This is a genomic window from Roseateles sp. DAIF2, assembly GCF_015624425.1.
Lineage (GTDB): Bacteria > Pseudomonadota > Gammaproteobacteria > Burkholderiales > Burkholderiaceae_C > Kinneretia.
Genome location: NZ_CP049919.1, coordinates 106,517 through 118,129, shown reverse-complemented (window position 1 = coordinate 118,129; position 11,613 = coordinate 106,517). Strand labels below are relative to the sequence as shown.

The 11,613-nt window shown below is 67.3% G+C and carries 9 protein-coding genes; 5 read left to right on the top strand and 4 right to left on the bottom strand.

All coding sequences use genetic code 11. The features are described 5' to 3' along the window. Nucleotides 1-30: 30 nt before the first annotated feature. Both G8A07_RS00515 and G8A07_RS00510 read left to right on the top strand, forming a co-directional pair. The gene (locus G8A07_RS00515) at nucleotides 31-1,311 is read left to right on the top strand and encodes a YeaH/YhbH family protein (protein ID WP_213086213.1); all 1,281 of its coding nucleotides are present in this window, start codon (nucleotides 31-33) and stop codon (nucleotides 1,309-1,311) included. Nucleotides 1,312-1,462: 151 nt separating this feature from the next. Next, entirely contained in the window at nucleotides 1,463-2,971 is a 1,509-nt protein-coding gene (locus G8A07_RS00510; protein ID WP_249937397.1) for a SpoVR family protein, read from the top strand. Between the two features lie 109 nt (nucleotides 2,972-3,080). On the opposite strand, the gene G8A07_RS00505 is transcribed toward G8A07_RS00510, so the two are convergent. Together G8A07_RS00505 and G8A07_RS00500 are read right to left on the bottom strand one after the other, a co-directional pair. Continuing rightward, on the bottom strand, nucleotides 3,081-4,499 hold the full coding sequence (locus G8A07_RS00505; protein ID WP_195795195.1) for an FAD-binding oxidoreductase: 1,419 nt from the start codon (nucleotides 4,497-4,499) through the stop codon (nucleotides 3,081-3,083). A 121-nt stretch (nucleotides 4,500-4,620) separates the two neighbouring features. Next, nucleotides 4,621-7,104, bottom strand: coding sequence for a penicillin acylase family protein (locus tag G8A07_RS00500; RefSeq protein ID WP_195795194.1), 2,484 nt, complete (start codon nucleotides 7,102-7,104; stop codon nucleotides 4,621-4,623). 128 nt (nucleotides 7,105-7,232) lie between these two features. On the opposite strand from G8A07_RS00500, the gene G8A07_RS00495 reads away from it, so the two are divergent. From G8A07_RS00495 to G8A07_RS00485, 3 genes are all read left to right on the top strand, one after another. Further along, on the top strand, nucleotides 7,233-8,732 hold the full coding sequence (locus tag G8A07_RS00495; RefSeq protein WP_195795193.1) for an OmpP1/FadL family transporter: 1,500 nt from the start codon (nucleotides 7,233-7,235) through the stop codon (nucleotides 8,730-8,732). Between the two features lie 133 nt (nucleotides 8,733-8,865). After that, nucleotides 8,866-9,117 (top strand): hypothetical protein, encoded by a 252-nt coding sequence (locus G8A07_RS00490; RefSeq protein ID WP_195795192.1) that lies wholly within the window; start codon nucleotides 8,866-8,868, stop codon nucleotides 9,115-9,117. A 61-nt stretch (nucleotides 9,118-9,178) separates the two neighbouring features. Continuing rightward, nucleotides 9,179-9,763, top strand: a complete 585-nt coding sequence (locus tag G8A07_RS00485) for a cob(I)yrinic acid a,c-diamide adenosyltransferase (protein WP_195795191.1) — start codon at nucleotides 9,179-9,181, stop codon at nucleotides 9,761-9,763. A gap of 25 nt (nucleotides 9,764-9,788) precedes the next feature. Here the strand turns inward: G8A07_RS00485 and G8A07_RS00480 are convergent, their stop codons facing one another. Both G8A07_RS00480 and G8A07_RS00475 read right to left on the bottom strand, forming a co-directional pair. Beyond that, the gene (locus tag G8A07_RS00480) at nucleotides 9,789-10,529 is read right to left on the bottom strand and encodes a suppressor of fused domain protein (protein ID WP_195795190.1); all 741 of its coding nucleotides are present in this window, start codon (nucleotides 10,527-10,529) and stop codon (nucleotides 9,789-9,791) included. 52 nt (nucleotides 10,530-10,581) lie between these two features. Then, entirely contained in the window at nucleotides 10,582-11,583 is a 1,002-nt protein-coding gene (locus G8A07_RS00475) for a YafY family protein (RefSeq protein WP_195795189.1), read from the bottom strand. Nucleotides 11,584-11,613 lie beyond the last annotated feature (30 nt).

Below are 11,613 nucleotides of genomic sequence, written 5' to 3'. Positions count from 1 at the left end.
CAAGGGCCGTGACAGGGCCAAGGACCGAAGATGCTGCAACAAATCATCGACCGTCGGCTGTCAGGGAAGAACAAATCCATCGGCAACCGCGAGCGCTTCCTGCGCCGCCACAAGGAGCAGATCCGAGAGGCGGTCAGGCGCGCCGTGGATGGCCGGGGCATCCGCGACATGGAGCGCGGCGAAGATGTGCATATCCCCAAGCGGGATCTGAGTGAACCGGTGTTCGGCCATGGCGAGGGCGGCACGCGCGAGGTCGTGCGCCCCGGCAATACCGAGCATGTGCGCGGCGACCGCATCCCGAAGCCGCAGGGCGGCCAGGGTCAGGGCGGCGGCGGCCAGGCCAGCGATTCCGGCGAGGGCGATGACGATTTCGTCTTCCACCTCAGCAAGGAAGAGTTCATGCAGGTCTTCTTCGAAGACCTGGCCCTGCCCAATCTGGCGCGCACCACCCTGGCCGACACGCCCGAGTGGAAGACGCAGCGCGCCGGCTATGTGTCGGACGGCACGCCGACCAATCTGCATGTGGTGCGCTCGATGCGAGGCGCCCTGGGCCGCCGCATCGCGCTGGGCATGGACAAGCGCCGCGAGCTGCATGAGCTGGAAGAGCGGCTGGAGCTGCTGCACCGCGAGGACCAGCGCAAGCCCGACGTGAAGGCCCTGCTGGCCGAGACCGAGGCGCGCATCGCGCATCTGAAGCAGCGCATCGGTGCCATCCCCTTTCTCGATCCGATCGACCTACGCTTTCGCAACCGCATCCGCGTGCCGGTGCCGACCACGCGCGCGGTGATGTTCTGCCTGATGGACGTCAGCGGCTCGATGGACGAGGCGCGCAAGGACCTGGCCAAGCGCTTCTTCATCCTGCTCTATCTGTTCCTGACCCGTCATTACGAGAAGATCGAGGTGGTCTTCATCCGCCACCACACCCAGGCGCAGGAGGTCGACGAGCAGAACTTCTTCCATGCCACCGAGACCGGCGGCACGGTGGTCAGCTCGGCCCTGGTGCTGATGGAGGAGATCATCCGCGCACGCTACTCGCCGACCGAATGGAACATCTACGGCGCCCAGGCCAGCGACGGCGACAACTGGCACCATGACAGCGGCCGCTGCCGCGAGCTGCTGACCGACAAGATCCTGCCGCTGTGCCGCTACTTCGCCTATGTGCAGGTGGCCGAGGCCGAACAGAACCTCTGGGAGGAATACGCCAAGCTCGCCGACGAGGAGCCGCGCTTCGCGATGCGCAAGGCGGTCGAGGTGGCCGAGATCTATCCGGTATTCCGCGATCTGTTCAAGAAGGAAGGAGCGGCGGTATGAGCCCCCGCCCGGCCGCCCCGAATGGGGTTCGCACCGCAGTGCGAAGCACGGAGGTTTCCCAATGAGCCCGGTCGAGAATCGCCGCAACATCGGCATCGCCCCCTCCAGCAACGACTACGGCGGCCGGCGCCGGCGCGAGCCGCTGCGCGAGATGCTGCCGCTGAAGCAGCGCCCCGCCCGGCCCCTGCCCGCGCCCAGCGACTGGACCTTCGAACTGGTCGAGGAGTACCACGAGGTGATCCGCCAAACCGCCGAGCGCTACGGCCTGGACACCTATCCGAACCAGCTGGAGGTGATCAGCTCCGAGCAGATGATGGATGCCTATGCCTCGGTGGGCATGCCGGTCAACTACCGCCACTGGAGCTACGGCAAGGAGTTCATCGCCACCGAGCGCAACTACAAGCGCGGCCAGATGGGCCTGGCCTACGAGATCGTCATCAACTCCGACCCCTGCATCGCCTACCTGATGGAGGAGAACACGATGGCGATGCAGGCCCTGGTGATCGCCCATGCCTGCTACGGCCACAACAGCTTCTTCAAGGGCAACTACCTGTTCCGCATGTGGACCGATGCCTCGTCCATCATCGACTACCTGGTCTATGCGAAGAACTATGTGGCCGAATGCGAGGAGCGCCATGGCCTGGATACGGTCGAGCAGTTGCTCGATTCCTGCCATGCGCTGATGAACCATGGCGTGGACCGCTACCGCCGGCCGTCCAAGCTCTCGCTGGCCGAGGAACGCGCGCGCCAGCATGACCGCGAGCATTACGCCCAGCAGCAGATCAACGACCTCTGGCGCACCCTGCCGCGCGGCAAGGACAAGGCCGAGGAGGAAAAGGGCTCGCGCCGCTTCCCCGAGGAGCCGCAGGAGAACCTGCTGTACTTCATCGAGAAGAACGCGCCACTGCTGGAGCCCTGGCAGCGCGAGATCGTGCGCATCGTGCGCAAGATCGCGCAGTACTTCTATCCGCAGCGCCAGACCCAGGTGATGAACGAGGGCTGGGCCACCTTCTGGCACCACCGCCTGCTCAACACCATGTACGACGATGGCTATCTGAGCGACGGCATGATGATCGAATGGCTGAAGTCGCACACCAATGTGGTCGCGCAGCCGCCGATGGCCAATCTGAACCCCTATGCGCTGGGCTTCGCGATGTACACCGACATCAAGCGCATCTGCGAGGCGCCCACCGAGGAGGACCGCCGCTGGTTCCCCGACATCGCCGGGGCCCCCTGGCTGCCGACCCTCGATCACGCGATGCGCAACTACAAGGACGAGAGCTTCATCGGCCAGTACCTGAGCCCGCACCTGATGCGCGAGTTCCGCCTGTTCTCGATCATCGACGACGAGCACCAGAGCGAATACGAGATCTCGGCGATCCATGACGAGGCCGGCTACCAGCATGTGCGCGAGGCCCTGTCACGGCAGTACGACCTCTCGACCCGCGAACCCAATATCCAGGTCTGGAACGTCAACCTGCGCGGCGACCGCTCCCTGACCCTGCGCCATACCCAGCACCTGAACCGGCCCCTGCACGACAGCGCGCAGGAGGTCATGAAGCATGTGGCGCGGCTCTGGGGCTTCGGCGTGCAGCTGGAGTCGGTCAACGACGCCGGAGACGTCACCAAGCGCTGGAGCGTCCCAGCACCCGCCCATTGACCCCCCGCTCGCGGGTACGCTCGCCTTGCACCCCAGCTGGGGGCTGAACAAGAACCGGGCGCGACCCGGTTCTTGTTCATGGTGCCGCGCCTTGGGGCGGCGCGGCGAGCTACAGGGAAAAGATCTTCCCCGGGTTCATGATGTTCTTCGGGTCCAGCGCCAGCTTCAGCCGACGCATCATGTCCACCGCGCCCTCGCCGGCCTCCTCGACCAGGAAGCCCTGCTTGTGCAGGCCGATGCCATGCTCGCCGGTGCAGGTGCCGTCCAGGCGCAGCGCGCGCTGCACCATCTGGGCCGACAGTCGCTCGGCGGTCTCGCGCTCGGCCGGGATCTCGGGGTCGATCAGATAGCCCAGGTGGAAATTGCCGTCGCCGACATGGCCGACGATGAAGTACGGCAGGCCTGCGGCCTCCACCTCCTGCACCGATTCGTTGATCGATTCCGCCAGGCGCGAGATCGGCACGCAGGTGTCGGTGGTGACGCAGCGGCAGCCCGGTTTGGTTTGCAACGCCGACAGATAGGCATGGTGGCGCGCGGTCCAGAGCCTGGTACGGGCCTCGGGCGTGGTGGCCCAGTCGAAGTCCTCGCCGCCGAAATCGCGCGCGATCTCCTGCACCGTTTTCGCCTGCTCGGCCACGCCGGCCTCGGAGCCGTGGAACTCCATCAGCAGCATCGGCGCCTCGCGCAGGCCCAGCTTGTCGTGCAGATTGACGGCGCGCACCGAATGCGCGTCCAGCAGCTCGCAGCGCGCGATCGGCACGCCCAGCTGGATGATCTGGATCGTGGTCTGCACCGCGGCATCGATGCTGGGGAAGAAGCAGATCGCGGCCGACACCGCCTCGGGCAGCGGAAAGATGCGCAGGCTGACCTCGGTGATCACGCCCAGGGTCCCCTCGCTGCCGACGAACAGGCGCGTCAGGTCGTAGCCGGCGCTGCTCTTGCGGGCACGCGAGCCGGTGCGTATCACCTCGCCCTCGGGCGTCACCACGGTCAGGCCCAGCACGTTCTCGCGCATCGTGCCGTAGCGCACCGCGTTCGTGCCGCTGGCGCGCGTGGCCGCCATGCCGCCCAGCGAGGCATCGGCGCCGGGGTCGATCGGGAAGAACAGTCCCTGGTGGCGGATCTCGGCGTTCAGCTGGTTGCGCGTCACGCCGGCCTGCACCGTGACGGTCAGGTCCTCGGCATGCACATGCAGGATGGATTTCATGCGCGAGACATCGAGGCTGACCCCGCCCTGCACCGCCAGCAGATGCCCCTCCAGCGAGGAGCCGGCGCCATAGGGGATCACCGGCACGCCATGGGCATGGGCCTGGGCCATCACGAAGGCCACCTCCTCGGTGCTTTCGGCGAACACCACGCAGTCCGGCGGATCGACATCGAAGGGCGACTCGTCGCGCCCATGCTGCTGGCGCAGCGCCAGCGCGGTCGAGCAGCGCTGCTCGCCGAAGCGGGCCTGCAGCGCCTGCAGCATCGCCGGCGGCACGGCACGGCGTTCGGCGGCGGCCGGCAGGTGGGCGGGTGCATTCATCGCGGACGCTCCATCAGGGGAAATTGACGATGCATCGATTGTGCGCCGCCGGCCGCGCAAACAAAGCGGGCCCGAGCGCAGAACGCCCAGGCCCGTGGCGGCTAGCGGAACAGTCGCCGGCTTATTCGCGCAGGCTCAACGAGCGATAGGCCGGGTCGGCCTTGATCTCGGCCTCGCTGAACGGCAGCTTGGCCCATTTGGCGCCCTTCAGGAAGATGTCCGAGTAGAGCTTGGTCTGGTCCGAGAACTGCGGGCTCAGGATATGGCTGCTCTGCGAATAGGTCAGCAGGCCCTCGGCTACCGGGCCGTTGGCGTCGAAGGTGACGAACTGCATATAGCTGTTGCCATAGACCGGGTCGCCGTACAGGCCGTTCGACAGCTCGCCGCGCACATTGTTGAAGGTGTAGCGGCCGCCGGGCAGCGGGATTGGCGCGCTGTCGCGCACGATCACCTGCTTGCGCGCGTTGACCTCCTCCAGCGCGATGCCCGCCTTGTTCATCAGCTGCACCGCATCGGCCAGCGCCGTCAGCGCCTTGGCGTTCGCGGCCGTGTTGAAGCCGCGCGGCGTGCGCACCGGATCGGCCGGATCGAAGGCCACGCGCCAGTAGGCGGACTCCTTCAGCTCGCCGGCGCTCTCGTAGAAGTTGCGGAACAGCAGCGCACCCGGATCGGTCAGGCCCTCGGTCTTCTTCCAGATCGCCAGCACGCCACAGGCCCTGGTGATGTCGGTGTCGACGCCGTTCTTGTCCTTGGCCTTGATCGGCGCCGGCTTGCCCGCGCAGTTGGCGGCCAGGAACTCGTCCAGCCAGATCTCGGCCTTGTAGAAGCGGCTCTTGGCATAGACCTGCTGCAGGTTCGCCACCGTGAAGCCGGTGCCGGCCAGGCCGTCGGCGCCGCTCATGCGGTCCTGCACCTGCACGATGCCCATGCGGGTGCGCTCGCCCTGCGGCATGCCCTCGGCGTTGGGGCCGGTCGCGATGATCTTCGGATGCTTGCTCAGGCGCACCTGCTCGTTGGGCAGCCAATGGCTGTCGTTGGCGTTGACGACATAGTCGTCGCGCAGCACATAGGGGCGCTCGGCCGCGCCGATCGCGCCGCTCCAGTTGCAGCTGCTCTTGCTGCCGTCCATCAGCACCTGGCCGCGCGTGGCCAGCAGGAACTGAGCCGTAGGGCTGTTGACGCAGCTGGCCAGCTGCGCGTCGCTGACATTGGCGGCCACCGAGTAGTTGGCGAACAGCGCCTTGCCGCCCTTGTCCGCCGCCATCGTGTTGACCCAGGGCAGCGCGCTGTGCGTGGCCAGATTCTGGCGCAGCGAGTCGGCGCTGGTGGCCTTGGCGTTCAGGATGACCTGGTCGATCAGCTTGTAGTTGGTGTAGTTGGCGTCGCGGATCGCGAAGGCCGCGGCGCTGCTCCAGGCAAAGGTGCTGCCATCGCTCAGCAACGGGCCGAAGTCGGTGCCGTAGAGCGTGCGCTGCTGGGTCGCGAGCGTGCCGTCCGGCTGCAGCACCTCGACGCTCAGCGCGGTCTTGCTCATCGCCTTGTAGGCACCGTCGACCTGGTAGCGGGTCGGGTCGGCCGGGTCCAGCTTCAGCTGGAACAGGGTGAAGCGGTTGTCGGTCGAGAAGGTGTGGGTCCAGGCCACATCCTTGTTGAAGCCGATCAGCGGCACCGGCGCGCCCAGCAGGGTCGCGCCCATCACGTCGAACTGGCCCGGGATCGTCAGGTGCAGCTGGTGCAGGCGCAGCGCGCCCCACCAGGGGAAATGCGGGTTGCCCATCACGATGCCGGTGCCGCTCTGCGTCACACCCTTGCCCAGGCCGTAGCCGTTGGAGCCGATCGCATGCTCGAACAGCACGTCGGTGGCGCGGATCAGCGGGCTGTTCAGCAGCGCCAGCTGGGTGCTCTTCTTCTGCAGCGCCTTGGCGCCGGGCAGCAGCGCGGCGGTCTTCACGACCGGCGGCTGCGCGCTGCCGACCGCATTGATGAAGGCCATCGAGCTGCCGGTCATCGCCGCCTGGCTGAAGCGCCAGTAGAGCTCCTCCTCGGTCATCGGCCGCACCCAGGGTGCGCCCTTGCAATCGTTGGGCAGTCCGTTGGCGCCCTGGTCGCGCAGGTAGCGGTTGTAGCCGGCCACGAAGCCGCTGACCAGGTCGCGCGTCTCCTGCCCCGCCGCAGCCTTCATCGCCGCGGCCTGGGCCGGCGTCATGTAGAGCTTGTAGAAGAAGTCCGAAGCCAGGTTGGGCGTCACCGTGCCGGACTGGCCCAGATAGGTGACGGGCACGCCCTTGGCGTCGGCGGCGCCGAAGAACTTCGAGCGCTCGCCGCGCATCGTCACCAGCTCCTGCGCGAACAGGCAGACATGGTCGGTCGCGAAGGCATAGCCATAGCCATAGCCCAGGCCCTTGAAGTTCGCCGCCTTCACATGCGGCACGCCATAGCTGGTGTAGCGCAGCTCGGCCTCGTACTGCGCGGCGCCCGTCGTCGGCGCATCGGCCGGGTTGCTGCCATCGCCACCACCGCCGCAGGCGCTCAGCACCAGCGTCAGCGTCGCCAAGGCGACAGGGGTCAGGACTTGCGCACGCAGAGCGCCCAGCGGCTTCTTCATTAGATATCTCTCCTTAATTTCTTGTTGTCGGGTGGCCTCATACCAGTGGCAACCCCAGGTGGGGCGCAGGCTATCATCAAAAACACAAGGCTCGCCACGGGCCCACCCTCACAACATCTGGAGACTCCATGCGCTTTTCGCCCACTCCTCTGATGCTCGGTCTGCTGTGCGCAATGGGCACCTCGTCCGCGCTGGCATCGGGCTACCACTTCGGTTCCCAATCGGCCGCCGCGCAGGGCACGGCCAATGCCAACGCCGCCGAAGCGGCCGATCCCTCGGTGCTGTTCTACAACCCGGCCGGCATGACCCGCCTGGACGGCACGCGCGCCTCCGGCGTGCTGAACGTCGTGGTGCCCAGCACCAAGTACGAGGACCAGGGCTCGGTCACCTCCTTCGGCCTGCCGATCAGCGGCGGCAACACGAAGAAGTTCATCAAGACCACTGCGGTGCCGCATGGCTACTTCACGCACAAGCTGTCCAACGACATGTCGCTGGGCCTGGCGGTGTTCGTGCCCTTCGGCTCCAAGACCGAATACGACAAGGGCTGGGCCGGCCGCTACACCGCGCTGAGCACCGAGCTGACCACGATCGCGGTGAATCCCTCGATCGCCTTCAAGCTGAGCCCCAAGGTGAGCCTGGGCGCCGGCCTCACCGCTCAGTTCATGGACGGCAAGCTGCAGAAGGGCGCGGACTTCGGTTCCGGCGCGCTGGGCAGCGTCGTGGCGCAGCAGGTGGCTCAGGCCGCCGCGGCCCAGCCCGGCGTGCCGCTGGAGCTGATCCGCGCCGCGGTGCTGAACCGTCTGGGCGGCATGATCAAGCAGGCCTCGGGCAACCCGCTGTATTCCGGCGGCGTCGATGTCAAGGGCGACGACTGGGGCTTCGGCTTCAACCTCGGCCTGATGTACGAGTACGACAAGGACACCCGCTTCGGCATCGCCTACCGCTCCTCGATCAAGCACAAGCTGAAGGGCAGCGCGACCTGGGATGTGCAGACCGCCGCCACCAACCTCGGCTCGCTGCTGAACACCGCCCTGCCCGGCGCCGGCGACCAGGTGCGCGCCAGCCTGCTGGCCCGCTACACCAACAGCGACGCCGGCCTGGAGATCAAGACGCCCGAGTCGCTGGCCTTCAACTTCTTCAAGCAGCATGAGCGCTTCGGCGTGATGGGTGACTTCACCTGGACCCGCCACTCGCGCTTCAAGGAACTGCGCATCGACTTCGCAAACACCCTGGCCGACAGCAACACGCCGGAGAATTGGACCGACACCCTGCGCGCCTCGCTGGGCCTGACCTACCAGTGGAGCGACGCGCTGCAGCTGCGCGGCGGCGTGGCCTTCGACCAGTCGCCGGTGACGCCGCGCAACCGCACCGCGTCCCTGCCCGACAACGACCGCAGCTGGCTGTCCGCCGGCCTGAACTGGAAGCTGGACGCCAAGCGCTCGATCGATCTGGCGGCCAGCTATGTGCATGTGAAGGACGGTCAGATCGACCAGTTCGACACCGGCGGTTACGCCACCTGCACCGCCGCCGACGCCGTGCCGAAGAACACCTCCAGCTGCGCGACCACCCGTGGCCGTTACAAGGTGGACTCGCTGCTGTTCGGCGTCCAGTACAACCACCAGTTCTGATCCGGCGCGTCGTTTCCGACGCCACACCAGGCACCACCGGCTTGCGGTCCGCCGCGGCCGGTGCCACCATCACGGGCAACAGCCGTCATCGATGACGATGGCGCCTTGCCCGCGATGTGGAAGGAGTTGTGCCATGTCCAACGATCTTGCAAGCCTGCTGCTGCTGGTCCTGGTCGCGCTGATCGTGATCGGCGCGCTGCGCCTGGACCTGCTGGGCCAGCTCTGGCGCGAATGGCTGCACCTGGGCGAACAGCCGCCCGGCGTGGCCGACTGGCGTAATGACCATGCGCATGGCGCCTACGGCCCGGCCCGCTCGCGGCAGCTGCATGGCCCGGGCATGGGCCACGCCAAGCCCGGCTTCCATCGCAGCGGTCGGCGCGGCTGAGGAGTCCAGCCCCGTTCTGGGGCAAGATGCGGGTCTCCCCACTTTCCCGTTGATCCGCCCCATGGCCAACCGACTTTCCCAGATCGCAACCCGCACCGGCGACGACGGCACGACCGGGCTGGGCGACGGCACCCGCGTGCCCAAGGACCATCTGCGCGTGATGGCGATGGGCGATGTCGACGAACTGAACTCGCAGATCGGCGTGCTGCTGGCCGAACCGCTGCCGGACGATGTGCGCGAACTGCTGGTCACGATCCAGCATGAGCTGTTCAACCTGGGCGGCGAGCTCTGCATGCCCGGCTACCAGCTGATCAAGGACGACGCGGTGTTGCGCCTGGACGAGGCGCTGGCCCATTACAACGCCGCCCTGCCCCGCCTGGCGGAATTCATCCTGCCCGCCGGCACCCGTAGCGCCGCCGTCGCCCATGTCTGCCGCACCGTCGCGCGCCGCGCCGAGCGGGCCGTGGTCACCCTGGCCGGGCAGGAGACGATCAACGCCGCGCCGCGCCAGTACCTGAACCGCCTGTCGGACCTGCTGTTCGTGCTGGCCCGGGTGCTGAACCGCGCCAATCTCGACGGCCTGGGCGGCGACGACGTCTACTGGCACAGCGAGCGGCTGAAGCGGCAGGAAGCCGCGGACAACTAGACCCGGTCCGGCCGCAGCGGCGGACTCACCAGAGCCCGAACCGCTTCAGCGTGGCATCGGCCCGCTGCGGATCGACCCGGTCATCGACACCCTTGCGATCGAACCGCTCCAGCAAGCGGTTCACGCCGGCGCGCAGCTTGAACTCCATCTCCTTGGCGTGGAGCGGCACGACCGCATAGAAGCTCACGGTCTTGACCCCGGGAATGTCGAGGCTTCGAAACGCCGGCGGCACGCTGACCGGCGGCAGGACCAGGGCGCCGCACAGCGCGGTGTTCGGTGCATAGGGCTCGGCGGGATCCCCATTCGGCACGGTGTGCCCGAAGCCAAGCCAGGTCGCATGCTTGTGCGGCAGCCTGGCCAGGCCCTTGATCAGCCGGATCGGCCAGTACCAGGACTCGTCCTCGAACGACGCCTGATCGGTTTTCCAGTCCGCCGGCAGCGTCATCATCAGCTCGGCATAGCGTGGCACCTCCGCTCCCTCGGGAACCGTCATCGGCAGATCGCTCATGCCCGAGGTGATGAAGCGCACATAAGGAAACGCCGGGCTGGGTTTGACGACATGAACGTCGATGTGGACCAGGTCCGAAGCGATTTCATGAAAGACCGTCTCGATGGGCCCGAGGTGCCTCTCGATGTGCGCCGATATCTGCTGGATGAATTCCTCGCCTTGCGGCGCGGCCCAGGGCTTCGGATTGCCGTGCCGGTAGATGGGGCTGCCGCTCAGCGACACGAGTTCGGCGCTCCGTTTCGGATCGTCGCTTGCCATGGTTCTTCCTCCCTGATGGTGTGTGCTCGGTTCTGGTTGTACGACCTCACTTCTACACCAGGCCCGCCACCGCTCCCTTAAGCCGCTGCGCATAGGCCTCGCGCAGCGCCGGCGGCGCCAGCACCTGGACCTGGCCCGCATGGCGCAGCAGGTCCATCAGCAGCTCGGTCGCGTCGACATAGGGCACCTCCAGCTGCCAGCGCCCGTCGTCCAGCCATTCGCTGCGCTGGGCCGGATGCCATTCCTCGCGCGCCACCCATTGCGCGGCCTCGGCGCTGAACACCAGCCGCGCCTGCTGGGCCTGGCCGCCGGCAAAGATGCCGTAGCCCTGGTCCAGCTCGGCCTCCAGCACCGGCAGCGCGACCGCGCGCGCCTTGGCCTCCAGCAGGGTTGCCCCCTCCATCGCGTCGAGCGCGAAGCGCCGCAGGCCCTCGCTGAGGTGGCACCAGGCGTCCAGGTACCAGGTGTTGCGGTAGTGCACTAGGCGCTGCGGCGAGACCTCGCGCTCGTTCACGCCGCCGCCCGCCACCGGGCCGCCGCGACCGCGCTTGCGGTAGAGGATGCGCAGGCGCCGGCGTTGCACCACCGCGCTGCCGACGGTCTCGAAGAACTCGCTGGCGACGCGCCGGCGCGCGGTGCTGATCAGCTTGATGCGGCGCGTGATCTCCTGCGCCTCCTCGGCATCGGTGCCCAGCATGCCGGTCAGCTTGTCGAACATCGGCTGCAGATGCCGGCTCAGGATGCCGTCCTCGTCCAGGCCGGACAGCAGCTGGTGCATGGTCAGCAGCGCATGCAGCTCCTTCTCGTTGAACCAGACGCCGGGCAGCTCATGCTGCGGCCCGCCACCACCGCCTCGCCATTGCCGGCCGAACCGGTAGCCATTGGCCATCGCGTCGTATTCGATCGGTGCGTCCAGGCGCTCGCGCAGGTACTGCAGATCGCGCTTCAGGGTCGCCGGCGAGACCTCCAGCTCGGCCAGCAAGGTCGCGAAGCTGACGCATTCGCGGCTGCGGATCAGCAACTCGATCTTGTAGAAGCGTTCGGTCCGGTCCATCGGCGGCGACCCTCTCCCGTCCAAATTTGT

Excerpts from the sequence above, each read along its gene's own strand:
- G8A07_RS00505 (WP_195795195.1), bottom strand. The coding sequence starts at position 4,499 with ATGAATGCACCCGCCCACCTGCCGGCCGCCGCCGAACGCCGTGCCGTG.
- G8A07_RS00510 (WP_249937397.1), top strand. The coding sequence starts at position 1,463 with ATGCTGCCGCTGAAGCAGCGCCCCGCCCGGCCCCTGCCCGCGCCCAGC.
- G8A07_RS00495 (WP_195795193.1), top strand. The coding sequence starts at position 7,233 with ATGCGCTTTTCGCCCACTCCTCTGATGCTCGGTCTGCTGTGCGCAATG.
- G8A07_RS00515 (WP_213086213.1), top strand. The coding sequence starts at position 31 with ATGCTGCAACAAATCATCGACCGTCGGCTGTCAGGGAAGAACAAATCC.
- G8A07_RS00485 (WP_195795191.1), top strand. The coding sequence starts at position 9,179 with ATGGCCAACCGACTTTCCCAGATCGCAACCCGCACCGGCGACGACGGC.
- G8A07_RS00490 (WP_195795192.1), top strand. The coding sequence starts at position 8,866 with ATGTCCAACGATCTTGCAAGCCTGCTGCTGCTGGTCCTGGTCGCGCTG.
- G8A07_RS00480 (WP_195795190.1), bottom strand. The coding sequence starts at position 10,529 with ATGGCAAGCGACGATCCGAAACGGAGCGCCGAACTCGTGTCGCTGAGC.
- G8A07_RS00475 (WP_195795189.1), bottom strand. The coding sequence starts at position 11,583 with ATGGACCGGACCGAACGCTTCTACAAGATCGAGTTGCTGATCCGCAGC.
- G8A07_RS00500 (WP_195795194.1), bottom strand. The coding sequence starts at position 7,104 with ATGAAGAAGCCGCTGGGCGCTCTGCGTGCGCAAGTCCTGACCCCTGTC.